Consider the following 24,645-nt stretch of genomic DNA (forward strand, 5'->3'; position numbering starts at 1 on the left):
AACTGCCAATAATAGGTAAGCCTTTAAAGTGCGCTATTAATCACTTTTTTATAGTATAGGACGGATAATAGCCCAAAGATGGAATAGAGAAGGGTGTAGACAACCATAACAGTCAGCATTGGTGTCCAAGCTGTTCCGAAAAAGAACCAGCCTGATTGGACGGCAAAATAGCTGTGTGCAAGACCGATCGCAAGGGGGATTCCAAAGCTGAACAGCTGCTTTCCTTGAATGCCGCGAAGCAGGTCGCCCTTCGTATAGCCAAGCTTTCTTAAAATCGTGTAGTTATGCTTTTCTTCTTCGCCTTCATCCATCTGTTTAAAGTAAAGAATACAGCCGGACGTGATGAGGAAGGTAAGTCCTAAAAAGCCGACGATAAACATGGTTAGTCCCATATTTGCTTTGTTGGTTGTGGCCATGTCGAGACGGGAAAGGCTGAAATCCTGCTCCTCTAATTTAAGGTCATGGTAAATATCATTCGCTTTGTCAATCTCTGCGCTTTTGTTAATATCAACTCCGAAATAGGTGCTCGATGCTAGCTGCAGTTTGTCATTTTTGTTAGTGCTGAGCTTGTCATAAACAATGTCGTCGACAATCATTGTCGGCATCCCGCCAGCTGTGTACTTATAGGATACGACTGGCACATCATCTAAACCAATGAGTCGCAGCGGAATTGACTTGTCCTTTGTTTCAAGCGTCACATTGCCAGTATTTTTCATTGGCATAAACTTTTTTAATGCACCATCATAGTTTGTAAATAATGTCTCATCTGCCTCTAAATCTACGCCTTTAATACTGTTTTCGCTCACAACAGCAAGTGTCGTCATATTCGGGTCGAAGTTAAGATTGTTGAAATCCGCCTCCAAAATTTTGCCGATATTAATATCAGCTATCACCACATCTATTTTTGTTTCATCATATGCTATCTTATTTTTTGTTAATTGATCTGTGAACAGCCTTGCTTCCTCGCTCGTTCCGAATGAAAAATTAGCAGGAATGCTAGTCTCTGCATTTTTCTCAGCAGAATAGTAGGAGATATAGCTTAATGACAGCAAGGCAATCGCAAGTGCAGACACAGTTGTGATAATTGTCAGCAGGAGCGAATTGGATTTCATCTTGAACATGATGCTCGATAAAGACAGCACTTCATTAATGTTCAAATAGCCATTTTTACTTTTGCGAACAAGATTAAACAGAAAGCTGACAGAGCCCTTGTAGAAAAGGTAGGTGCCAAGGATGACAGCGCCTAATATAAATGCCATGGCTCCAAATAACTCGGTCATGGTTTGAAAGTCTCCATCAAATAGTTTTGACGAAACATAGTAACCTAAGCCGATTCCTGTTAAACCGATAATGCCAATAATAATCTCAAACACAGACATATTTTTGACTCTGCTTTCTGCAGACGAAGTTACTCTGAACAGGTTTAAGATTGTTTGTCTTTTAATAAAGACATAATTCATCAGCATAATAAAGATATAGATGACTGCAAATACAAGAATTGTCTGTACTAATGCCTCAGTTGAAAAATGAAGTTTTGCAATACCTTTTACGCCGGTGATTTTGAACAGTACTAAAATAATTAGCTTAGAGAAGCTAAAGCCGACAAATGTGCCGATGAATAACGCCCCAAAGTATAAGATAAAGTTCTCCACACCTAAAATCCAAAAGATTCTGTCCTTCGTCATGCCGATCAACTGAAACAGTCCGATTTCCTTACTGCGTCTTTTAATGAAAATGGCATTCGCATAAAAAAGGAAAATTGCGACAATCACAATCAGCAAAATGGAGGTAACTCGGATTGCAGCTCCGCCCTTGATTGTTCCTTCCACAGCATCCATCGATGGATCATATTGAAGAGTGACGAAAGCAAAATACAAGCACACACTGAAAATCAACGCAAAAACATACAAGTAATAATGCTTGATGTTTTTGAGGAGATTGCGAAATATGAGCTGATTAATGTTCATATTGCACCCCGCTCAAAATTCCTTGTGTTTTCATAATATCCTGGAAGAAATGTTGTCTGTCTTGTTCGCCTTTATTCAATTGTGTATAAATCTGCCCGTCTTTTATAAAAATGACTCTGCTGCAGTAGCTTGCTGCAAGTGGGTCATGTGTGACCATCAGGATTGTTGCCGCAAGTGTTTCGTTCAAGCTGCTCAGCTTGTTCAACAGGTCTGAAGCAGATTTACTGTCAAGCGCGCCTGTCGGTTCATCTGCGAAGATAATGCTCGGTTCATGGATAAATGCTCTTGCTGCAGAGGTACGTTGCTTTTGTCCTCCAGAAATTTCATTTGGATATTTGTCTTTTATCTCATAAATACCTAGTTCGTTTGCAATCCTTGTGAAGCGGCTTTCTGCTTCCTTTCTTGGCGTCTTAGTAATGGATAGGGGCAGGAGAATATTTTCTTTAACTGTCAGTGTATCAAGCAGATTATAATCCTGAAAGATAAAGCCAAGCTTATTTTTGCGGAACTGTGCAAGCTGCTTTTCCCTCATCCCAGTTATTTCACTGCCCTCAATCTTAATGGTGCCATTACTGACTTTGTCGATGGAGGATAAAACATTAAGCAAGGTAGTTTTTCCAGAACCGGAAGCTCCCATAATGCTGACGAATTCGCCCTTTTCAATCGAAAGGCTGACACCTCTCAGCACCTCTTGTTTATTAATTTTGTTTCCGTAGCTTTTTTGAATTTGATTTGCCTCAAGTATTTTCAAATCAATTACAACTCCTTTTGCCTTGTTATTTATCTTCATTATAGGTATCTGAGAGGATTCCATCCTTCGAATCAGCGAACAAAACAGAAGAAGCATGTGACAGTTTTGTCACATGCTCGTCATAAGGCTATCTGCTTAACAAATGGACAAAGTCATTCTTTTTCGGGAAGGTTAACGTGAATACCGTCCCTTTTTGCTGGATAGAGTCTGCTTCTATTCTAATATGCAAAGCATCTGCCGCTCTTTTTGCTAAATATAGTCCCATTCCTGTAGCATGATTGTTTTGGTGGTTGGCTGTTGAGGTGAATCCTTTTTCATAGATGCGAGACAGATCCTGCTTGGCAATCCCAATCCCGAAATCTTTAATTTGTAAACAAACCTGATCATGTTGGATACTGCTTGTGATGACAATATCGGAGGCTTCGCTGTACTTTACTGCATTTGTCAGCAGCTGTCTAAGAATAAATGAAAGCCATTTGCTGTCTGTCAGCACCTCGGCCTCTGAAAGCTCAACGTCAAATCCGATGCCCTTTTGGATACACCATGTTTGCAGTGTGCGAATTTCATCATATAAAAGTGCTTCTATTGAAATCTTCTCGATATATAAATCATTTTGCATAAACGGGAGTCGTTTGGAATGAAGCTGCTGGTCAAGCAGATGATGAATGCGCAGCCATTCATATGTTAAGCTGCCGCGCATTGCTTTATCCTCCAGCCTGTCAATTAACAGGCGCAATGTTGTCATCGGTGTCTTCACTTCATGAATCCATGAAAGAAGGTCATCCTTTTCCTGCTCTAATGCGACTGTATTTGTGAGCATTTCCTTTTTTAACAGCATCGTCTGCTGGTGCAGACTTTCTGAAACGATTTTCTCAAATGGACTTTCAGGAGAAGCGATAGCCGATAAATCAAGATTATCCTCCCGTTCTGTTAAAGTTTTATAAAACGGGGTTTCCTTTTGATAGCGCCAAAACAGAAACAGCAGGAAAAACAGTGAGGATAAAAAGACTGTGTACAGAACAGATGTGAAAGCAATTGTTTCATCAAGTGCTGCCACAATAAGACTGAATGCCTGCAGAAAAAGAAACATAATAATCCAGCTTATGTTTTCAGAAATAAACTTACCAATCATGACAGTTCCCCATCAATGGCGATATAGCCTTGTCCGACCTTTGTCTCAATAAACCTGCCAATCCCGATTTCATCGAGCCGTTTGCGGAGACGATTAACATTGACAGTAAGCGTGTTATCACTGATGAAGCGGCTGTCATTCCAAAGATGCTCGATGAGTGTGTCACGGCTGACGATTTTATTTTTGTGCTCGACAAGCAGTCTTAATATGAATGCTTCATTTTTTGTCAGCTCAATTGTGCCATTTTCATTAGCAACTGTATTTGTCTCATAATCAAGGGTTGCATTACACCAGGTCTTCTTCTCTGTTTGCTCGAGGCTGTAGTTGTATACACGGCGGAGAATTGCCTGTATTTTGGCAATCAGCACCTCGAAATGAAAGGGCTTTTGGACAAAATCATCTGCACCGAGCTGCATGGACATCACCATATCTGTTGGATGATCTCGTGATGATAAAAAGATAATTGGAACCTTTGACTTTGCTCGAATCATACGGCACCAATGGAAGCCATCAAACTTTGGAAGCTGGATGTCAATGATGACAAGATCAGGCTTCACCTCATTAAAGTCCTCCATTACCTTTGCAAAATCAGTAATCCCAAATACTTCATAGGACCACTGACTAAGCCGATCCTTAACTTCTGCGAATAATGTAACATCATCTTCAATTAATAAAATTTTAAACAAAAAATCACCGCACTTATAATTGGTTATATTTGTATTATAAACTTGTTGCATCTAAAAAGGGTAGGAATGTTTAGTAATTCCTTGCTTTAGTGATACTAATAGTAACAAGATCGGAAGGGAGCTTGAGATGTGTTAAACAAAGCAGAATCATTAGAGAGTATTATTGCTATTATCCCAATAATGAAAATAGCCATTCCGATAGACTTGTCGATTGCCATTTGTGATAAAGAAAAGTTTATCGCCTATTTTCCTGGGGATACAATCGATCTCAACATTAAAGTAAACCAGCCACTTTCAAAGGAAGAGCCTCTTGCTGTAGCATTAAGTCAGAAAAAAACACTCAAGGCTTTTGTTCCAGCCGATTATTATGGTTTTGAATTTACAGGCACAGCAACGCCAATTGTGAATAATAGCAATGAGGTGATTGGAGGTATTGCTGTACAGGTACGCAGGCAAACAGAGCTGAGGGAAATTGTTCAGCAAATTCAAGACTCCTTGTCACAGGCAAATGAAAGGATAGTCAAAATGACAGGCAGTTCTGATTCATTGGCTGATTCCTCACAGAATCTTCTTCATCAATCAAAACAGACGGAGGAAGAAGTTAATAAATCAACAGAGGTGCTGTCACTCATCAAAAGGGTAGCAGATCAGACGAACCTGCTTGGCCTTAATGCGGCGATTGAAGCAGCAAGAGCCGGAGAAAAGGGGAGAGGCTTTGAAGTTGTTGCAAATGAAATTAGGAAATTTTCGAAAGAAACAGTGCAATCAACCCAGAAAATTAATCAAACGATGGAGCAGATAAAGGAAGCAACAAACAGGATGAATTTGTCGATAGAAAAAATCGCATCCATTGGGCAGTCACAGGCGGATTCTGTTAAAGAAGCTAGCGCATATATGGAGAAAATTCAGGAAATGGCGGTAAAGCTAAATCAATTTGCAAATGAATTGTAGAGAATGATTTCTTCCTATATAGGTGTGTGATATAGTAGCAATAGCAAGTCCAGAAAATGTAGTGGAGGTAAAAAAATGTCAGAACAAGAAAAGAAAAAAGTAAGTTTAAAGGATGCAATGAAGCAGCAGCTTGCCAATAAAAAGCAACAATCTCAACAAGGTCAAAACCTGAGTGGCAACACAAAAATGCAAAAAATGAACAGCCAGCAAACGAAAAAGACGAATAACCAAAGAAGAAGAATGGGTGTATAAATGAACGGTCAAAACAGGAAGGACATCACATCTGGTTTAACGGTCGAAATCGTTTTGAAGGCAGACCAGAAAACCGGGAAAAGGACAGTTGGAGTCGTAAAGGATATTCTGACGAATTCCTCCTTCCATCCACATGGAATTAAAGTAAGATTAACAGACGGGAAAATCGGACGAGTGCAGGCCATTCGCTGATTTTCTTTTTTTGTACAGGAAGAAAAGGAAAATAGGAAGAAGCTATGGTGATAATGCAAGCATTAGCTTTCTTCCTTCTTTTGCAGCAAAACGGAGTCAAACACCCAAAAGATAACCGCAGACATGCCAACGTGTATATAAAATTCCACTGAGGTAAAAGGATTCGCCTGTCCATATAACATAAACAGAGCTGTCACCACAGCAGACGCCAGGATATAGGTAAAAAGATACACAATGCTAAAGCTTTTAGGCTTCTGATTCAATTTAATTTGCAACGGTGTAGCAATAAATAGATAGAATAAAAAGAAAATGAATGAGAAAATTGCAAGCATAAAAAAAGAGAATTCTGTAGATATAAATAAAGAAACAAGACTAAGCATAATGGCTGAAAGAAGAGAACAAATGAAAGACCTGCCGATTAAATCGGAGTCCATATAAACTTTTTCCAAACTGAGCACCCCTACTGACTATGTAATTAAATGACAAAAATTCCTTTACTTATTAGTATATGTTTCAAAGCGTGTGTTTGTAAGAATCTTTTTTCCTAAGTAGCTAGTAGGATATCCATTAAAAAATAGATTCCAACAATGGATTGATTCGTTTAAAATAAAGGTAGTTATTGTAAAAAAAGTAGATTAATGTACTAGCAGATTCCAACTGAGGAGGAAGTAATCCAATGTTTAAAAAAATCGCGTCAGACGCATTAGGTTTAAGTGATGTCGGCAGTGTTATCCACCCATCTGATTATGATAAAGTAGATGCTGATGATTATATCCTGCATGAGGATAATGAAAAGATTTACTTTTTGATTAAATCAAAATCAGATGAATATTGTTTTACTAACAGAGCGTTAGTTCATCTTGATGGAACGAGTGCTCTCAGCAAAAAAAGAAGCTTGAAAAGATATTCGTACAAAGAGCATGCAATTTCAGATGTGCTGATGGAAACAGCTGGAACAATTGACCTTGATGTGGAGATTAAGTTCTCTATGGGCTCTGTTCCGTTCAGCATTGATGTCCATAAAAACCATATTGAAGCAATCAAAGACCTTTATAAAGCGTTAATTCGAATAAGTGAACTGACACATGAGAACGAAATTTCGATGGAATATGCAAAGGAAAGTCTGCAAATTACATCGAATACTTTAGTGCGTGCGTCTATCCAAGAGGGAAGTGTTTCCGATCATTTCCGTCACATTAATGACCATGTATTTAACTGGCTTATGAATAGCCGCAAGAAATATAATGTGAAGGATTTCGGCTTCGTTTTTGAAAAATATATTAATAATTAATAGTAGTAGGGCATCTTCATGGAGGATGCCTATTTATTTTAGACGAAGCTCGAAGGGTAAGGATATTTTGTTTCGAACCATATTGTTTTAATTTTTGCTTATTTCTATCATATAATTAACATAACAAATATAATTGGGGAAAACGGTTTCTTCTGAGGGGATTTGAATGGAACGGACAATAAGGCAGCGCAATAATGTTAAGATTAGTGGGGAAGGGGCTAAAACAATAATTTTTGCCCATGGCTTTGGATGTGACCAAAATATGTGGAGGTGGACGGCTCCCGCTTTTGAAAAAGATTATCGGGTCGTCCTATTTGATTATGTTGGCTCAGGCCAATCCGACATTTCCAAGTACGATAAGGATAAATATGATAGCTTGCAAGGTTATGTACAGGATGTTCTTGATATTTGCGATGAATTGCAACTGGAGGATGCTGTGTTTGTTGGTCATTCTGTCAGTGCGATGATAGGAATGATGGCTGCTATTGAAAGGCCTGAAAGCTTTGATAAGCTGATTATGATTGGACCTTCTCCATGCTATATGAACAAACCGCCATACTTTGGTGGATTTGAGAAGGAAGAGCTTCATGGGTTAATTGATTTGCTCGACAAAAATTATATTGGCTGGGCTAAGGGCTTTGCAGCAATGGTCATGGCGAATGAGGAACGCCCCTCACTTGCACAAGAGTTGATGATGAGCATTTGTTCAACAGACCCTGTCATTGCCCGCCAGTTTGCAATCGCCACCTTTTTCTCGGATTATCGCCATGAATTACAAAAGGTATCAGTGCCTGCTCTTATTATTCAATGTTCTGATGATATGATCGCACCAGCAGCTGTCGGTGAATTTGTTCATCAGCAAATCCCGAACAGCACGCTTAAAGTAATGGATGCTGCAGGGCATTGCCCTCATTTAAGTCATCCAGAAAAGACAGTGGAACTTATAAGAGAATATTTAGAAGCATTATTGTAGGAGAAGGGACTGTTGATTTTTGGATAGACAACTCGACGAGGTGCCTTGCGGGTATTTGCTGCTCTCAGATGAGGGCGAAATTCTGTCAGTTAATAAAAGATTGCTTGAATTGTTGGGATATGAACACGCTGATTTAGTGAATATGCATTTTCATCAAATACTGACGAAGGCCTCAAGAGCATTTTGCCAGCTTTATTTTTTTCCGCTTTTGAAAATCGAGGAAAAAATTGAAGAAATGCACTTTTCCCTTCAAAAAAAGGATGGGACAGAGGTTCCTGCCCTAATTTTTGCGCGTCGAAAGACAAAAGAGGGCAGATTTACGAATGAATGTATTATTGTTCCAATGCTTCAACGGCTTGAGTATGAAAGTGAGTTATTGAAGGCGAGGAATATAGCAGACGATGCTTTAAAGGAAGCAGCAGCGACGAATGCAGAGCTGACAAAGGTTCTGGAAGCGTTAAAGGTGAAGCAGGAAGAGCTTGTCAAACTGAATAAACAAAACGAGGAATATCAGGAGCGGATAACAAAGGAGCTGGAGCTAGCGAAAAGCATTCAAGGCATTTCCCTGTCAGTACCTTTTTGTAATGAAGAAATATCCATTTCTGCTTACTATCAGTCCTCTACCGAGCTGTCTGGTGATATGTACAGCTTTTATAAAATTTCCCCGGGGAAGTATGGGTTTATCATCTTAGATGTAATGGGCCATGGCATTTCATCTGCATTAATTTCCATGTCATTACGTTCCTTGTTCCAAATGCTGATAATGAAAAAAGCTTCAGCAGCAGAAATTATGAGAGAGCTTGATACACAGATGCATCTTTTGTTCCGAAATGGAGATGGTATAAAGCATTATTGTACAGCCATCTTTTTGACAATTGATACGAACAAAAAGGAGATAGAGTACATAAATGCTGGCCATCCACCCGCTGTATGGATTGGACCTAACAACGAAGTGACGGAATTTAAAGCAACGATGCCTCCAATCGGCATGTTTGAGGATTTGAATTTCCCCCAAAAAAGTTTCTCTTATCAGGAATCTGGCAGGCTGTTCTTATATACAGATGGAGTAACAGAGGCAATCTCTTCTAAAGCTCTTAATCTATTGTTGAAGGAAAAAGAACCTAGTGAAATGACAAAGGATAAAATTGTCCATTTTCTTGAGCTTGATGAAGAAATGGCAATAAAGGTCGATGATCGTTGCTTTCTGCTTATTGATTTGTAGAGAGCAGCGTGTACAGCGGCTCTTTTTTATGTTTTTTTATTAAGATTGCAGCCACAGCTTTTGTTTTTTCGTTATAATGGTTTTTGTTTAGTATTTAGAAAGGGGAAATATATGAATAAAAAATATCCAGTAGCATTATGGACATTAGTAATTGGCGCATTTGCTATCGGCATGACAGAGTTTGTCATAATGGGGTTGCTGCCAGAGGTGGCTCGAGATGTTAATTCATCCATTGCTGCAGCAGGCCAGCTGATTACTGGCTATGCCCTTGGAGTCGCGGTTGGCGGACCGATTCTTGTCCTTATCACATATAAAATGTCACAAAAGAACTTATTAATGTTGTTAATGTTAATATTTATTCTCGGCAACTTAATGGCAACAATTGCTTCAAGCTATGGTATCCTGATGGCTTCTCGTCTGCTGACATCGTTAGCTCATGGGTCCTTCTTTGGAGTAGGAGCAATTATGGCAGCAAGTCTTGTGGAGTATTCCCGTCGTGCGAGCGCAATGGCATTAATGTTCACTGGCTTGACTGTCGCTAATATTATTGGCGTACCATTCGGCACATTTGTTGGCCAGCAATTCGGCTGGAGAAGCAGCTTCCTTATTATAGCAATCATTGGTTTTATAACTCTTATAGGAATATATATGCTCGTCCCGAAACCGAAGGAACGGAAAAACACAGACTTAAAGAAAGAGCTTGCCGTGCTCAAGAATAAGCAATTATGGCTTGCCCTATTGATTGCAATGTTCTGTTTTGGCAGTGTGTTCACATTATTTACGTATATTACACCAATACTGACAGACGTAACAGGCTTTCAATCTAATGCAGTCTCATGGATGCTCGTCGTCTTTGGCCTTGGTGTAACAGTCGGTAATATCGTTGGCGGAAAATTGGCTGATTGGAATATTAACTTGTCCTTGCAGTATATTTTAATTGTTTTCATTCTGTACTTCTTTGTTTTATATGTACTGCAATTCTCGATGATCTTAATGATCCCAGGTATATTTATATTCGGTGTTCTTGCCTTTTCAATGGTGCCAATGCTTCAATTCCGAATTCTCGGTCTTTCAGCAGAAGCACCAACAATTGCCAGCACACTGAACCAATCAGCAATGAATCTCGGCAACGCAGGCGGAGCATTTGCAGGCGGCTTGTCTGTAACATATTTACCGCTTCATGATCTTGTTTTGGTAGCACCGATTATCACTGTTATCGGCTTTATTCTTTTGTTTGTTCAGATGAGAGGAGTTAAGGCGAAGGCAGCTTAACTATGTTAAAAGAGGCTGGGACATAAGTATGTGAACCAGCGTAAAGACCGAACTACTTAATCAACTATTGATTAAATAGTTCGGTTTTTTGTTTTTAGTTTAAATACAAAAAATTAGAAATTTTAGTGGAATGGAGCGGAGGCCACTCGACTACTAAGGGAAATAGAGGAAAGGATGAGACCCCGCAGGCGAAGACGAGGAGGCTCCATACCTCCCCGCGGAAAGCGAGTGGGTGCAGCGCAATGAAACGAACTAACTTTAACTCGAAATTCTATTTAGACACAACCTTCATTTTTCAAATTTAGTTGGAATTCTATTATTCGTGTTTAGAAAGCTATCTTTTGTTGTGTCACAGCCTCTTTATTAATCTCCGAGCAATGGCAATAAAATTCGAATGCATGTGCCTTTTTTTAGTTCGCTTTTCACATTGATGGAACCTCCGTGGAGCTCAATCAGCTTTTTCGTAATTGCCATGCCAAGACCAGTTCCATTATTGGAGCTGCTTGTATTTGTTCCTCTGTAATAGCGCTCAAATAGTCTATTCAATGTTTCTGTATCCATGCCAACACCGTTATCCTCAATCGTAATTGTCAAAAGATACTGGTCAATTAGTCCGGTTGCTACCGTAATAGTCGTTGCAGGAGCATTATATTTGATTGCATTTTCAATCAGATTTTCCATAATACGCCGGAACCATTTAGGGTCAACTGCTGCGTTAATCTCACCATCAAATGGCTGGAACACAAATTCGTTTTGAGTTCCTGTTGGACTATTAATATAGTGAATGATAATACGTCTAATCTGCTCATTTATTTCCACTTTTTCTTTGGCAATAGGGAATGCATTGCTCCTGAGCTGGTAGGTTAATGTTAAGTCTTCTAAAAGCTCCTTCATGTACTGAGACTTTTCTGCAATTGTTCCGGAGAATGTCCTGATTTCCTCCTCAGACCACGAATATTGGTCAGACCGAAGCATTTCTGCATAGCCCCCGATTGTTGCAAGCGGTGTTTTCAAGTCATGTGATAGTCCGCTGATCCATTCATCTCTTACTTTAGTTGCTTTTTTTCTTGTCTGTTTATTTTTTTCTAAAGTTTCCGTCAGTTCGGTTAGCGTTATAATCAATTCCTTGTAAATCCTATATTTCTTTTTTAGCTTGCCTTTTTTGTTGTGCAGGATGGAGCGGTTATAAGAACCCTGCTCATAAAGTCCATTCCCTAAATCACCAATCCATTTAATGATTGTCACAATTGGAGCACCGAATTTATAACCATACCAAACAGTTATTGCTAGTAATAGAAGGAGGATAACGACAAAAATGATGAAGGCAGTGCTTCCAACGGTTTTTAATAACTCATTTGCGATTTGCTCATGATTTGTTTTTTCAGTGCTAACAAGAAGAACCTGGCCTGTCTCTTCATGGTAATAGGCAGCGGAATCACTGTTTTCCTTCTGAGTAAGCTCAAGCAGGTCTTTAAGTGAATAGTTCGATTTTTGTTTATCTGCCAAATAACCGTCCTGACTTGTACCATTTTTTCCGACAAGCTGTATCCAGCCTTGGCTTCTTTTTATTGTTTCCTTTTCAGTCTCGGAAAGATTTAACAATCCTTTTTCCCAATTCACATCTTCTTTAACAGTAGATAATATTGCCTTGCTGCTAGTCTCCGTTCCGAAAATAATAATTAGTGGATTCTTCGTATCTTCCCTTATTGTCCAAACTTTATAATCATACGACACTGGCTCATTATTAGAAAAAAGTGCGCCATAATCATCTTTTGTAAACGTGAATTTAGCTGGTGTGTTGTATGTCTTCAAAAGCTTGCCATCCTTAGAAAGTACAGCAAGCCATCCGTCTTGTTTCCTTGTCAGATTTTTAATATCAGAATCAATCTTTACTTTCCCATTGTCTATAGAAATGGATGCTTCTATTGAAGAAGCATCTGCTGTTTTTAAGTCACTGGATACTTCGAAATTTGTTAAAGAGTAGCCGACAAATATCCAAAAGGTAAGAAAAATAATAGCTAAAAAAAAGGACACAAGAAGAAGCTGAATAAAATACTGCAAATAAAATCGTTTTGGCATATTCATTTAACGGTGACCTTCTGTTGCTAATTTATAGCCGAGCCCTCTCACTGTCACGATATATTGAGGTTTGCTTGGAACTGCCTCAATTTTTTCCCTTAGTTTGCGAATGTGAACCATAATTGTATTGTCTTCACCGAGAAAGTCTTCTCCCCATACATTTTCATAAAGCTGCGCCTTGCTAAAAAGCTGATTTGGATGCTTGCAGAAAAACAGCAATAGCTGATAAACCTGTGCAGGCAAGTTAATCTTCACCCCTCTTACACACACTTCACCAGAATAACTGTTAACCACCAAGTCACCATAATGAAAGCTGCCAGTTTCTTTAACAGTTGTGCCTATATGTCTCCTTAAGTGGGCTTTGACTCTTGCAACTGCTTCAAGGGGATTAAATGGTTTTGTAATATAGTCATCTGCACCTAATGCGAAGCCGGACAGCTTATCAAGATCTGTTGACCTTGCTGTTAAGAAGAAGATAGGGGCATTTGTTCTTTCTCTTATGAGGGGACAGATATCAAATCCACTTCGATCTGGAAGCATTACATCAAGAAATATCAAATCATAGCTGTTTGCCATACAAAGGCGCAGTGCTTCCTCTGCAGTTTCTGCAGTATCAATCCGCTGAAATCCTTCTTTTTTCAAGATGACCGTCAGCATTTGGTGAATCGCCTGCTCGTCATCCACAATTAATAGCCTTTTATTTTCCATATTTCTAATCTCCTAATACAAAATATATAAAAATATCATATCACTTTTTTGGTAATAATTTTGAAATTAAGGAAGAATTAAGGTTCTGGTTCTGAAGAGGTAAGGTACGATAGATATAATCCTTTATAGAAAAGGAGCAGGAGGTACAATATGAAAAAAATATTTAGTGTTATGGCATCAATAACTGCAATTCTCATGTTCTCAAAGCATTTTGGCAATGATTTTGCAGATCAAAATTATAATAAATTAGCTATTGTATTGATCATAGGTTTATTAGGTCAAGGTATCTTTCATTTCTGGGGCAAAAATACCCACAGTCCTAAAGGAGATTAGGCCGTTTTGCGAATGATAGGAAAGAGTTTTATGGAGAGATTCTACATGACGGAGGGAAGCTAACATGTTTGAAATAGGAAAAAGAGAGTTTTTACAGTTATGTAAAGGAGTTAAGTCAGTCCTGATTATTTTGTTGTTTTTAGTGACTTCCTATTATTCTGCTAAGTTTGCAGAACCATTAGCTGAAGTAACAGAGATGACAGCAAAGGAAGCGGCCCAAGCTCATGTAGCAGGGTTGATGTTTTTAATATTAATTTTCGGTCAGCTTTTTGTAACAAGCTTGTCCCATGACAGCATTAATAGGGAAATACATGAACGAACAATGCGTTTTTTAGTTACGAAGACAACAAGGCTGTCTATTTTATTAGGGAAATTTTTGGGGATATGGATGTTTTGGTTTGTTAGTCTGTTTTTATCCTACCTTATTATCAGTATCATAACAAAGAAGGTAAGCATATTAATGTTCAGCCAGACAATGAGCCTGCTCACATTCCAGGTGGCCTTTGTACTCTTGTTGTCTGTTTTGATTAGAAGCCCTGGCATTACAATGTTTGTTGGAATAATAAGCAGTCTAATCTTTCCGATTATCGGAGGATGGTTAATGCTTACTTCCAATCCGGCAATTAGCTGGTTAAAGTATATAACGCCATATTATTACATGGAAAAGGAAGACTATAAATTTTTAATTATTTTTGTATTTGCAGCTGTCCTTATTTATCTTGCTGATCTTGTATTTAAAAGGAAGGAATGCTGATGATGGTTATTAAAGCAGAAAAGGTAACAAAAGCATATAACGGAGTAAAAGTTGTGAATGGCATTGATTTGACGATTAATAAAGGAGAGATATTTGGATTTCTTGGCAGAAATGGTGCTGGAAAATCAACCTTCATTAACATTCTGACAGGTATCATACAGCCGTCATCAGGTTCTTTTACATTGTTAGGTGGAGATGTGAAACAAATAGATGTTAAAAGAAGAATTGGGGTAATGCCCGATTATTCCACCTTTTATGGCTCCTCCACTGCTCTTCATCATCTGCGGTTTTTCTCTTCGCTGTCTGGTAATCCCGCATCAAAGGAGGCATGTATAGAAGCATTGGATGCGGTCGGTTTGGCCGAACATGCCAATAAAAAGGTAGGTAAGTTTTCCTTTGGAATGAAAAAAAAGCTTGGAGTAGCACAGGCAATCATTCATGACCCTGAACTTCTGTTTTTAGACGAACCTACGTCTGGAATGGACGCTGAATCAGCTATTCAAATCCAGCAGTTGATTAAAAGTCTTCATAATATGGGGAAGACAATCTTTTTGACCTCGCATAATTTGGATGAAGTGGAGAAGCTATGCACAAGAATAGCCATTATGAAAGAAGGAAGGATAGTCAAGATTGGGACAATGGACGAACTTCGTGCTTATTATCGCACTACTATCATTGTCAAAATTAAACATGGTCCAATCCCATTATCAGAAGAACAAAAGCTTTATGATTGGCTTCAAGGGAAAGGGAAAGATATTCAGCTTGGAGAAAAAACACTTGAGATTACTGTGGATGAAGAGAGGAAAATTGCTGAAATCACAAGAGCCTTCACTGCCTGCAAAACAGATATTTATCGTGTAGAAGTAGAGGAACCGACGTTGGAGGAGATATTTTTAGAATAGTTAAAGACCCTCTGATGGAGGGGCTTTTTTTTGTCTGCAAACAGAGAAGGTGACAAATGTCATCTCCAATCAATGACATTTACGACTGAAAAAGAGGTCGGAACGATACTACAATGAAGCTATCAACAGCGGAGGTGAATTATATTTGGAAAAGGTAATTGAGCTTATTCATGTATCGAAGCAATTTCAACAGCATAAAGCGGTGAATGATATTTCCTTTACCGTTAATAAAGGGGAGACAGTTGCTATTCTTGGCGCGAATGGAGCAGGAAAAACGACGACAATTCTTTTGATGCTGGGTTTATTACAGCCTACAAATGGCACTGTCAGACTGTTTCAATCAGATCCGGTGAAATTGGAAGTAAGGCGAAAAATTGGATCGATGCTTCAGGAAACGAGTGTAATGGACAGTTTAAAGGTCAACGAGGTTATCAACTTAGTGCAAAGCTATTATCCAAACCCTCTGTCTGTACAACAGTTGCTGTCTATCACTGGTTTTTCTAACCAGGATTGGCATAAGCGAACGGAAAAGCTATCTGGTGGTCAGAAGCGTAGGCTACATTTCGCGCTTGCCCTTGCAGGAAATCCGGATTTGATTTTTTTAGATGAGCCGACAGTCGGTATGGATATAACTGCAAGGGATGCGTTCTGGAAAACGGTAAAGGAGTTACAGGCACAGGGAAAGACCATTATATTTACGACTCATTATTTACAGGAAGCAGATGACATCGCCGAACGGATAATTATGATAAGTGACGGTAAGGTAGTGGGAGATGGAACTCCTGAAGAATTGAAAGCAGAATGGACCAAAAAAACAATTTCCTTTAAAGAAGCCGCTGAATATTCGCTGGATGTGTACCACTCCCTCCCATTTGTTGAAGAAGTCGTAAAAGAGAATGGGAGGATTACTCTTGTTACGAACGATTCAGATAAGACAATCTACGACCTTATTGAAAGGAAGTTCATGATACAGGAGATAGAAATACAGCAAGGGAAGCTGGAGGATGCCTTTTCCAAGCTGCTGCATGAAAAAAAGGAGGGAATTTAGATGAAGAGAATGTTCATTAGGCAGTGTCAGGCAGAGCTGATTCGCATGTCACGAAACCGCTATTATATTATTTGGTCATTGCTTATGCCTATCATGTTTTATTTTATCTTCACAAGAATAATGAGCACACCTGAGATAGATGCTGAAATATGGAAAGCACATTATTTAATGTCTATGACAACCTTTAGTATCATGGGCAGCTCGATTATGACATTAGGCATTAAAATGGTGCAGGAGCGGTCGGAAGGCTGGACTTTATATTTGAAAATCACTCCATTGCCAACAAGCATTTACTTTACTGCCAAGATTGCGGCACAGACAGTACTACATCTTTTCTCTATTCTTGTTATCTTTTTAGCAGGCTATATTATCAATGGTGTCAGTCTTACACCAGCACAATGGCTGTTATGTATACTCTGGATTCTTTTCGGCTCAATGCCTTTCCTTGCAATTGGAACTTTAGTCGGTGCCATGAAGAAGGTTGAAACAGCAGCAGGCATCAGTAATTTAGTTTATATAGCTTTAGCAGTTGCAGGCGGTATGTGGATGCCAGTTGAGGTTTTTCCGAAATTCATGCAGAAAATATCCAAATGGCTCCCGTCTAACTCTTTTGCAGAAGGAGCTTGGGAATTAATAAGGGGGAACAGCCCATCTGTTCAGAGCTTTTTGTTAATAATAGGGTATCTTTTCCTGTTTGTGGTATTATCTATTTATATTAGAAAAAAACAAAATGCTTAAGGAGAGCGTATGGCTTCCACTAAAAAAATAGAAATATTTCCTGCAAGATTCGGCTTTTTTCCATATGTATTTTTAATCTATACTATATTGCCAGGGGTTTATATTGCACATGAACGAATGCTGAAGTTAGTGGCAGGATACATTCTCCTTGGAATATTCCTCTTTTCATATCGGCAGCTGTATTTTCTTATTAGAAAAAAGGGCTTTTCCCTTTGGCTTGCCATACAAATTAGTGTGATATTTATATTAAGCCTGTTTTATAACTTTAATATCCTGTTTATGGGTTTTTTTCCTGCCCATTTTATTGGCTATTATGCTAATAAACAAGCATTCTTTAAAGCTCTCAGCTTATTTGCAGTTACGCTGATTGTCCCATTTATTTATCATTGGGAAACACTCTCTTTTCGAAGTCTTCTTTATTTCATTCCCTTTCTTATCATCATGCTTGTATCTCCTTTTGGAATTCGCTCAATGGAAAGAAGAATGGAGTTAGAGCAGCAGCTTGATGAAGCGAATAAGCAAATTAAAGAACTTGTCAAAAGAGAAGAAAGGGTAAGAATTGCTCGTGATTTACACGACACTTTAGGTCATACATTATCGTTGCTGACACTAAAAAGCCAATTGATTGGCAAGCTTGCGGTTAAATCTCCAGAATTGGTGAGGGGGGAAGCAAAACAGATGGAGGAAATATCTCGCTCTGCATTAAGGCAGGTCAGGGAGTTAGTTTCAGACATGAGATCAATAACAATCCCGGAAGAATTGGCGGAAAGTAAAGCCATCCTAGAGGCTGCCCGAATTGACTGCCATATAGACGCCCTTTCTGTTGAATATGAGCAGATTTCACCACTGACACAAAACATTGTGAGTCTGTGTTTAAAAGAGGCGGTTACAAATGTTGTGAAGCATAGCAATGCAAGCAGTTGTCATGTGAAATTAAAGAGAGAAGCTGGGAAATTAAAGTTGAAAGTAACGGATGATGGCAAAGGGTTCCCTGCAGAAGGGCAGGCGTTTGGAAATGGGCTGAAGGGCATGAAGGAAAGACTGGAGATAATTGAAGGCAATTTACAATTGTCTACAAATAGTGGAACAACACTTTTCATTGAAATACCAATTGTCGTGAAAGATTAAAGGAGGAGGTGTAATGTGATTACGGTCATTATCTCTGAGGACCAAAGAATGCTTAGAGGAGCTTTAGGAACACTCTTAAGCTTTGAAGATGATATTGATGTAATAGGGCAGGCTGCAAACGGAAAGGAAGCTCTTGAGCTGATTAATACCCACTCACCCGATGTTTGTTTGTTGGATATAGAAATGCCGGTTATGAGCGGACTTGAGGTTGCAGAGGCGCTGCAAAGAAAGGGAGCAGCAAGTAAAATCATTATTCTTACAACATTTGCGAGGCCAGGTTACTTTGAAAGAGCATTAAAAGCAAATGTTCACGGTTATTTGTTAAAAGACGGACCGAGTGAAGAGCTGGCAGAAGCAATTCGAAATGTTATGAAAGGAAAGAGGGAGTTTGCCTCTGAATTAATTTTTGGCAGCATGCTTAAAGAAAATCCCTTAACGGAAAGAGAAAGGGAGATATTAGCATTAGTTGCAAAAGGGAAGACGGTTAAAGAAATTTCCTCAACCTTGTATTTGTCTTCTGGCACTGTCCGTAATTATATTTCCGAAGCATTAAATAAATTAGAAGTAAAAAATAGGATTGAAGCAATTTCAAAAGCACAAAAGAATGGTTGGATTTAAAAAACTTCATTTAAAAACTGTTGGTTTTTCTACATTAACACTCCAATTAAGAAAATCCTGATGTTTAGGCGATATTCTATGTGATTTCGCCTAAATGTCGGGGTTTTTTATTTGCTGTTTTTGGTGGAGTTAAAGATGTTGAAAAATGCTTTTGAAGGAAGGTTGTATAATTTGAAGATGCTCGACTCATATAATAGTGATTAGTTTTTAGTTAGCTTAAGAATTTTTACTAGTTATTTTGAGAAGAAGCTAATTACTCTAGTTCAATCCTTACCTCGAAATTTCTACTTTATTAGTAATATAAAAAAACCAAATCCTATCAATAAATGACAAAATAATGCAAAATATCCTATATATTTACAAATTTTATAAGTAATTTGAACTATTTTGGCGGAAGAACTAAAAGTCTTATTAACAATTTTCGGGTAATATTGCATAATTATAGGGGGTTAATCGCTAAGACTATTTTATCAGACGAATCTTTTTAGGAGGTGCCTCGGATCAAGAAGTTTTTACCCATAACTATTTTGACTGCAGCGTTAGGGATTTCTGGTTTTTTCCTTCCGGCGAGTCATGATGCAGAAGCAGCAACTGCTGCAAAATGGTCTGTTAGCTACTATAACAATACGGGTATGTCTGGAACTCCTGTGCTTAAAGAGGAGATTTCACAAAATGAGCTTGGATTGAAGGTAGATAACGGCAAAAATTCTCCGGCAACCGGAGTAAACAGTGATAACTTTTCTGCTGTTTATCAGTCCGATCAAGTGATGCCTGCAGGGAATTATATTCTGCGGACAAGGGCGGATGACGGCATTAGAGTATATGTGGATGGCAAGAAGGTAATAGATGATTGGACTGCAAGCAGCTATTGGAAAAGTGAGAAGTCCAAAGTGATTACGGTCTCAGATCTGACTAACCAATCCAACAAACAGCTTCATCGCATAAAGGTAGAATACTATGATAAGACTGGCGGCAGCGGTCTTGAAGTTTATCTTCATCCATATGAGGATGAAACAGAGGACTCAAGCTGGCTAGGACTCTATTATTCTAATAAATCTTACTCTGGCACTCCCGCATTAGTGGAAGGCGGAGCTACAGCTGGCACAAAGCTGACACAGCTCCTTAAAGACTGGGGACGAGAAAGCCCGGCAGACGGTTTGCCTGCTGACAACTTTACAGCTACTTATTTAAAGAAGCTTGCTGGTGGTAAGGATTATTTTGTCCAATCCTATGCAGATGACCAGATTGAAGTGAAAATAGGAAACCAAACCGTCATTAAGCAGAACTACAATTCTTCTGGCGCAATTAATACTGGTGTCGCAGTCAATGTTGGCTCTGGCGAACAGACAATGAAGGTAAATTACCTTGAAGCGACTGGCAGGGCACGATTTGCAGCAGAAGCAGTTGAATTTGGCGACTGGATTGGCTGGTATTATGACAATACCTCGTTAAGCGGAACGCCAAAAAGACAGAATGTTATTCAGGGAGACGGTAAGTCTCTTAAAGTAGAAAACGGTTCAGGCTCTCCAATAAGCGGCATTGGCAAGGATAATTTCTCTGTCAGATATTCAACTGCACAGAGAATTAAAGCAGGTAAATATATTTTGCGAACGCGTGCTGATGACGGCATGCGCGTTTATATTGACGGCAAGTTGGCTGTGGACGGCTGGAAATCAAGCAGCTATTGGAAAAGTGAACAAGTGCATATGATTGACATCAAAGATAAGAGCACGAGTGGTTCTAGCAAGGATGTTCATGAAATTACGATTGAATATTATGAGAAGACAGGCGGAAGCGGTCTGGAATTCTACTTGAATTCTATTCAAGAAGAGGCGGCAGCTAATAAATGGCTTGGGTTATATTATAACAATACTTCTTTAAGCGGACTTGCGGCAGTAATTGAGGGAGGCGCTACTGCAGGAACAAAGCAGAGTCAGCTTTTCCACAATTGGGATAAAAACAAGCCGTACCCGAATGTAAATGAGGATAATTTCACGGCAAGCTATTACAAGCTCCTTGATGGAAGCAAGGATTACTTTATTCAGACATTTGCGGATGACCGTATTCGGGCGAAAGCAAATGGCAAAACCATCATTAATCGCTGGACTAATTCCTCTGGAATAGTCGATTCAGGCATCATCACTGATTTGGCTGCTGGAAATAATCTTCTTCAAGTTGATTATATGGAAGCAGGCGGCAGAGCAAGAATAGCAGGAGATGCGGTGCCACTTGGCAACTGGATTGCTTGGTATTATAACAATACCTCCTTAAGCGGCTTCCCAGCGGCACAAAACACGATTTCAAGTGATGGTACATCCTTGAAGGTTGAAAATGGCTATGGTTCACCTGTCAGCGCTGTTGGTGGAGATTATTTCTCTGCAAGCTATGCAACAGCACAAAGAATTAAGGCAGGAGATTATATTGTAAGAACAAGAGCAGATGATGGAATGCGTGTTTATATAGATGGCAAGCTTGCAGTGGACAGCTGGGAATCAAGCAGCTATTGGAAAAGTGAACAAACGCATGTCATTTCTGTTAAGGACCATACGACAGGAAATGCAGACCAAAAGGATATCCATACGATACGCATTGAGTATTATGAGCAGACAAAAGGAAGCGGACTGGAATTTTATCTGCAGCCTGCGAGTGCTGAACTGGAAAAGGACAGCTGGCTGGAGCTTTATTACAATAATACCAATCAGTCTGGAACTCCTGTTAAGGCAGTCGGGGGCGCAACAGCAGGCACTAAGGTGAAGGAGCTTCTTCATAATTGGGGAACAGGCAAGCCTTATGCAGAAGTCAACGCCGATAATTTCTCTGCTAAGTTCATGAAGCTTATTGCGGGCGGCAAGGATTATGTTTTGGAAACATATGCAGATGACGGAGTGAAAGCAACTGTAGATGATAAGAGTATTATCAACCGCTGGTCCAATTCATCTGGAAAATCAGATTTTGGGACAATCACAGGCTTAAGTGCAGGTGATCACCGTTTAACTGTTGATTACTTTGAAAATACCAACAATGCAGGAATTGCAGCAACAGTGGCACCATTCGGAAACTGGATTGCATCCTATTACAACAATACATCATTGACTGGAATGCCTAAGACTGTCAAAACGGTTTCCGGCAATGGAACAAGCCTGAAGGTGGAAAACGGCAATGGATCACCAACTGCGGGAATCAATGCCGACAATTTCTCTGTAAGCTATAAAACAGCTCAGAGAATCAATTCAGGCAGCTATATTTTGCGCACAAGAGCAGATGACGGTATCCGTGTCTATCTTGATGGCAATCTAGTTGTGGACAAATGGAGTCCAAGCAGCTACTGGAAGAGTGAATCTACTGACATTATTCAGGTGAAGGATCGCACGACAGGCTCAGCAGCGGACAAAAATGTTCATACGATTGAAATTCAGTATTATGACAACACAGGCAGCAGTGGTCTTGAATTTTATTTGCAAAATGCGGATAAAGAAGTAGAGAAGAACAGCTGGTTCGGCCAATTTTATCCGAACAGCACCTTGTCAGGTAATTATGTGAACATTGTAGGCGGGGCGACATCTGGCAATAAGCTTGATACGATTCGCTACAACTGGGGAACATCACAATCAATTTCCGGGCTGCCTGCAGATAATTTCTCTGCACGCTTTAGGAAAGTGATAACAGGCGGCAAGGATTACTTTGCACAGGCTTTTGCTGATGATGGCATCCGAATGAGCCTTGATGGCAGTAAGTTCATTGATAAGTGGACAAACTCCTCTGGCGATATTTACCGTGCAACATTGCCGGCGGTGGCAAGCGGTGATCATACCGTTACGGCTGAATACTATGAAAATACCGGCAAGGCAGCAGTGTTTGCAGATGTAGTGCCGTTTGGAAATTGGATGGCCTATTATTATGACAATACAGAAACATCTGGTGCACCTGTGAATGCGAAAATCATGGAGCCAAACAGCAACAACGGTTTTACAGAGGACTTCGGCTATGATGCGCCGATGGCTAATGTGCCTGCAAATAACTATTCAACGCGTTATGTTACGGCAAAGCGGTTGACTGCTGGCGATTATTACATCAACACGATTGCCGATGATGGTGTGCAGGTGCTTATTGACGGCAAGGTAGTCATCGACAGATATACTGCAGGCAACAGCAAAAATAATGCAGTCAAATATTCTGTTAAGAATGGAGCAGAAGGAGATATTCATTGGATTGAAGTAAGATACCTTGAAAAAACAGGTAAATCGAATATCAACTTCTCGATAACACCATTTAAGGAAAGCAGTCTGATTAACAAAGATACGTGGACGATTCAATATTATCCAAATGTCATCAATCCAAGCAACCCTGTATCATCTACAGGACTTGTGGAAATTGATCAAGAATCTGATGTTAACTTCAACTGGGGCTCAGGGTCTCCGGCAAGCTCTATTCCAAATGACAACTTCTCAGCAGTCATGAGCAAACAAGTCTATTTCTCAAAGAGCTCGAATTATGACTTCTCTGTCAATGCAGATGATGGTGTTAAACTACTTGTAGATGGAAAAACGGTCATTGATTCATGGGTAGCGAAGAAGGGCTTAAGAGAAGAAAAGGCAAAGTATATGGATAAAGGCTATCATACTGTTACAATCCAATACTTTGAAAGCACAGGAAATGCGAGCATTAGCCTGGACATTAAAGAATCAGTGAAGCAGGAAGTTATTAAGACATACAGCGACTTCAGCCTTACACTTGACCAAATGACGACAATACAAGGTAATTCTGCCCCAAAAACAGATAAGCGCTATGACCTCTATTTGCGGGAGGATGCTTTTTATACGAAGAGCAATGGCAAGTTAGCTGTTGAAGGCGGCTGGAATATCCGAACAGGACCTGGAACAAATTATGGTTCACATGATCTCCGCTTCCTAGCAGGAGACAGTGACTTTACAATCTTAAGCACAGTGAAGGGAACGGACGGCAAGAACTGGATGAAGCTTGGTGGATGGGTACCTCCATCTTTAGTGGATTTAAAGTACTACATCAATCCTGCCAACTTCCAAAATACGTTGAAGGCACAGCTTCAATTCGTTAAGCTTTCTGAACCAGGAACAATCAACGTGAATGAGGTAAACGAAAAGGTTCTTACCGGAAAAGGTATTCTCGCTGGAAAAGCAAGCAGCTATCAAAAGGCTGCAGAGCAATATGGAGTAAATGCTGTTTACTTAATGGCGCACTCCTTCTTGGAAACAGGAAATGGAACAAGCCAGTTGGCTAAAGGCGTCACATATAATGGTAAAACAGTTTATAATATGTATGGAATTGGCGCGACAGATAATAATGCCCTTTCAGGAGGATCTGCCTTCGCTTACAGTGCAGGCTGGTTCACACCAGAAGCGGCGATTATTGGCGGTGCTGAATTCGTGAGAAAAGACTATATCGACAGAGGACAGGATACTATATATGAAATGAGATGGAACCCAGTGGGCGCAGCTGCAAACGGGTATGCCACACATCAATATGCAACAGATATTGGGTGGGCTTCTAAGCAAACATCCAGCATGTATAATATTTATAATATTCTAGAGTCATATAGTATTACGCTTGACATACCAAGATATAAATAAGAAAAGGCCGCCAAAATTTTGGCGGCTTTTTATGTGGTCAGA

The 24,645-nt window shown here is 39.6% G+C and carries 22 protein-coding genes; 15 read left to right on the plus strand and 7 right to left on the minus strand.

What is annotated here, in order from left to right; translation table 11 throughout:
- Positions 1-23 precede the first annotated feature (23 nt).
- The 4 genes from NQZ71_RS04345 to NQZ71_RS04360 all read right to left on the minus strand — a co-directional run bounded on the left by NQZ71_RS04345 (position 24) and on the right by NQZ71_RS04360 (position 4,536).
- Positions 24-1,967 carry an ABC transporter permease gene (locus tag NQZ71_RS04345; protein WP_317011394.1) on the minus strand — a complete coding sequence of 648 codons (1,944 nt, stop codon included), beginning with the start codon at positions 1,965-1,967 and terminating at the stop codon, positions 24-26.
- Positions 1,957-2,718, minus strand: a complete 762-nt coding sequence (locus tag NQZ71_RS04350; protein WP_144454004.1) for an ABC transporter ATP-binding protein — start codon at positions 2,716-2,718, stop codon at positions 1,957-1,959. Before NQZ71_RS04350 ends, NQZ71_RS04345 begins: the two co-directional genes overlap by 11 nt.
- 127 nt (positions 2,719-2,845) lie before the next feature.
- Positions 2,846-3,850 carry a sensor histidine kinase gene (locus NQZ71_RS04355; protein WP_317011395.1) on the minus strand — a complete coding sequence of 335 codons (1,005 nt, stop codon included), beginning with the start codon at positions 3,848-3,850 and terminating at the stop codon, positions 2,846-2,848.
- A complete protein-coding gene (locus tag NQZ71_RS04360; protein ID WP_275008529.1) occupies positions 3,847-4,536 on the minus strand; it encodes a response regulator transcription factor in 690 nt (229 codons plus the stop codon). The genes NQZ71_RS04355 and NQZ71_RS04360 overlap by 4 nt, the downstream gene beginning before the upstream one ends.
- 129 nt (positions 4,537-4,665) lie before the next feature.
- Between NQZ71_RS04360 and NQZ71_RS04365 the strand changes: the two genes are divergently transcribed.
- From NQZ71_RS04365 to NQZ71_RS04375, 3 genes are all read left to right on the plus strand, one after another.
- Positions 4,666-5,487, plus strand: coding sequence for a methyl-accepting chemotaxis protein (locus tag NQZ71_RS04365; protein ID WP_317011396.1), 822 nt, complete (start codon positions 4,666-4,668; stop codon positions 5,485-5,487).
- Between the two features lie 75 nt (positions 5,488-5,562).
- Positions 5,563-5,739, plus strand: coding sequence for a hypothetical protein (locus tag NQZ71_RS04370; RefSeq protein WP_186303956.1), 177 nt, complete (start codon positions 5,563-5,565; stop codon positions 5,737-5,739).
- Positions 5,740-5,931 (plus strand): YwbE family protein, encoded by a 192-nt coding sequence (locus NQZ71_RS04375; RefSeq protein ID WP_144453996.1) that lies wholly within the window; start codon positions 5,740-5,742, stop codon positions 5,929-5,931.
- Positions 5,932-5,993: 62 nt separating this feature from the next.
- Here NQZ71_RS04375 and NQZ71_RS04380 read toward each other — a convergent pair whose 3' ends face one another.
- The gene (locus NQZ71_RS04380) at positions 5,994-6,380 is read right to left on the minus strand and encodes a UPF0715 family protein (protein WP_317011397.1); all 387 of its coding nucleotides are present in this window, start codon (positions 6,378-6,380) and stop codon (positions 5,994-5,996) included.
- Between the two features lie 227 nt (positions 6,381-6,607).
- Between NQZ71_RS04380 and NQZ71_RS04385 the strand changes: the two genes are divergently transcribed.
- From NQZ71_RS04385 to NQZ71_RS04400, 4 genes are all read left to right on the plus strand, one after another.
- Positions 6,608-7,222, plus strand: a complete 615-nt coding sequence (locus NQZ71_RS04385) for a PH domain-containing protein (protein WP_127738286.1) — start codon at positions 6,608-6,610, stop codon at positions 7,220-7,222.
- 166 nt (positions 7,223-7,388) lie between these two features.
- Complete coding sequence (locus tag NQZ71_RS04390) at positions 7,389-8,195, plus strand: alpha/beta fold hydrolase (protein ID WP_317011398.1); 807 nt, start codon at positions 7,389-7,391, stop codon at positions 8,193-8,195.
- A gap of 19 nt (positions 8,196-8,214) precedes the next feature.
- Positions 8,215-9,417, plus strand: coding sequence for a SpoIIE family protein phosphatase (locus NQZ71_RS04395; RefSeq protein WP_317011399.1), 1,203 nt, complete (start codon positions 8,215-8,217; stop codon positions 9,415-9,417).
- Positions 9,418-9,528: 111 nt separating this feature from the next.
- On the plus strand, positions 9,529-10,689 hold the full coding sequence (locus NQZ71_RS04400) for an MFS transporter (protein WP_260055551.1): 1,161 nt from the start codon (positions 9,529-9,531) through the stop codon (positions 10,687-10,689).
- 363 nt (positions 10,690-11,052) lie between these two features.
- Here NQZ71_RS04400 and NQZ71_RS04405 read toward each other — a convergent pair whose 3' ends face one another.
- Together NQZ71_RS04405 and NQZ71_RS04410 are read right to left on the minus strand one after the other, a co-directional pair.
- On the minus strand, positions 11,053-12,774 hold the full coding sequence (locus NQZ71_RS04405) for a sensor histidine kinase (RefSeq protein ID WP_317011400.1): 1,722 nt from the start codon (positions 12,772-12,774) through the stop codon (positions 11,053-11,055).
- Positions 12,775-13,476: a response regulator transcription factor gene (locus NQZ71_RS04410; protein WP_144453984.1), complete on the minus strand. Its 702-nt coding sequence runs from the start codon at positions 13,474-13,476 to the stop codon at positions 12,775-12,777.
- A 150-nt stretch (positions 13,477-13,626) separates the two neighbouring features.
- On the opposite strand from NQZ71_RS04410, the gene NQZ71_RS04415 reads away from it, so the two are divergent.
- The 8 genes from NQZ71_RS04415 (at position 13,627) to NQZ71_RS04450 (ending at position 24,603) form a co-directional block, all read left to right on the plus strand.
- On the plus strand, positions 13,627-13,809 hold the full coding sequence (locus tag NQZ71_RS04415) for a hypothetical protein (RefSeq protein WP_144453982.1): 183 nt from the start codon (positions 13,627-13,629) through the stop codon (positions 13,807-13,809).
- 64 nt (positions 13,810-13,873) lie between these two features.
- Positions 13,874-14,563 carry an ABC transporter permease gene (locus tag NQZ71_RS04420; protein WP_317011401.1) on the plus strand — a complete coding sequence of 230 codons (690 nt, stop codon included), beginning with the start codon at positions 13,874-13,876 and terminating at the stop codon, positions 14,561-14,563.
- On the plus strand, positions 14,563-15,465 hold the full coding sequence (locus tag NQZ71_RS04425) for an ABC transporter ATP-binding protein (protein WP_144453979.1): 903 nt from the start codon (positions 14,563-14,565) through the stop codon (positions 15,463-15,465). The genes NQZ71_RS04420 and NQZ71_RS04425 overlap by 1 nt, the downstream gene beginning before the upstream one ends.
- A gap of 145 nt (positions 15,466-15,610) precedes the next feature.
- Positions 15,611-16,513: an ABC transporter ATP-binding protein gene (locus NQZ71_RS04430; RefSeq protein WP_317011402.1), complete on the plus strand. Its 903-nt coding sequence runs from the start codon at positions 15,611-15,613 to the stop codon at positions 16,511-16,513.
- Positions 16,514-17,251: an ABC transporter permease gene (locus tag NQZ71_RS04435; RefSeq protein ID WP_317011403.1), complete on the plus strand. Its 738-nt coding sequence runs from the start codon at positions 16,514-16,516 to the stop codon at positions 17,249-17,251.
- 9 nt (positions 17,252-17,260) lie between these two features.
- Entirely contained in the window at positions 17,261-18,379 is a 1,119-nt protein-coding gene (locus NQZ71_RS04440) for a sensor histidine kinase (RefSeq protein ID WP_317011404.1), read from the plus strand.
- Between the two features lie 15 nt (positions 18,380-18,394).
- Positions 18,395-18,997, plus strand: a complete 603-nt coding sequence (locus NQZ71_RS04445; RefSeq protein ID WP_144453971.1) for a response regulator transcription factor — start codon at positions 18,395-18,397, stop codon at positions 18,995-18,997.
- Between the two features lie 491 nt (positions 18,998-19,488).
- Entirely contained in the window at positions 19,489-24,603 is a 5,115-nt protein-coding gene (locus tag NQZ71_RS04450; RefSeq protein WP_317011405.1) for a PA14 domain-containing protein, read from the plus strand.
- The last annotated feature ends 42 nt before the right edge of the window (positions 24,604-24,645 follow it).

Origin of the sequence: Niallia taxi (assembly GCF_032818155.1) — a bacterium.
Classification (GTDB): domain Bacteria; phylum Bacillota; class Bacilli; order Bacillales; family Cytobacillaceae; genus Niallia; species Niallia taxi_A.

Excerpts from the sequence above, each read along its gene's own strand:
- NQZ71_RS04345 (WP_317011394.1), bottom strand. The coding sequence starts at position 1,967 with ATGAACATTAATCAGCTCATATTTCGCAATCTCCTCAAAAACATCAAG.
- NQZ71_RS04355 (WP_317011395.1), bottom strand. The coding sequence starts at position 3,850 with ATGATTGGTAAGTTTATTTCTGAAAACATAAGCTGGATTATTATGTTT.
- NQZ71_RS04370 (WP_186303956.1), top strand. The coding sequence starts at position 5,563 with ATGTCAGAACAAGAAAAGAAAAAAGTAAGTTTAAAGGATGCAATGAAG.
- NQZ71_RS04375 (WP_144453996.1), top strand. The coding sequence starts at position 5,740 with ATGAACGGTCAAAACAGGAAGGACATCACATCTGGTTTAACGGTCGAA.
- NQZ71_RS04385 (WP_127738286.1), top strand. The coding sequence starts at position 6,608 with ATGTTTAAAAAAATCGCGTCAGACGCATTAGGTTTAAGTGATGTCGGC.
- NQZ71_RS04390 (WP_317011398.1), top strand. The coding sequence starts at position 7,389 with ATGGAACGGACAATAAGGCAGCGCAATAATGTTAAGATTAGTGGGGAA.
- NQZ71_RS04400 (WP_260055551.1), top strand. The coding sequence starts at position 9,529 with ATGAATAAAAAATATCCAGTAGCATTATGGACATTAGTAATTGGCGCA.
- NQZ71_RS04405 (WP_317011400.1), bottom strand. The coding sequence starts at position 12,774 with ATGAATATGCCAAAACGATTTTATTTGCAGTATTTTATTCAGCTTCTT.
- NQZ71_RS04410 (WP_144453984.1), bottom strand. The coding sequence starts at position 13,476 with ATGGAAAATAAAAGGCTATTAATTGTGGATGACGAGCAGGCGATTCAC.
- NQZ71_RS04415 (WP_144453982.1), top strand. The coding sequence starts at position 13,627 with ATGAAAAAAATATTTAGTGTTATGGCATCAATAACTGCAATTCTCATG.
- NQZ71_RS04420 (WP_317011401.1), top strand. The coding sequence starts at position 13,874 with ATGTTTGAAATAGGAAAAAGAGAGTTTTTACAGTTATGTAAAGGAGTT.
- NQZ71_RS04425 (WP_144453979.1), top strand. The coding sequence starts at position 14,563 with ATGATGGTTATTAAAGCAGAAAAGGTAACAAAAGCATATAACGGAGTA.
- NQZ71_RS04435 (WP_317011403.1), top strand. The coding sequence starts at position 16,514 with ATGAAGAGAATGTTCATTAGGCAGTGTCAGGCAGAGCTGATTCGCATG.
- NQZ71_RS04440 (WP_317011404.1), top strand. The coding sequence starts at position 17,261 with ATGGCTTCCACTAAAAAAATAGAAATATTTCCTGCAAGATTCGGCTTT.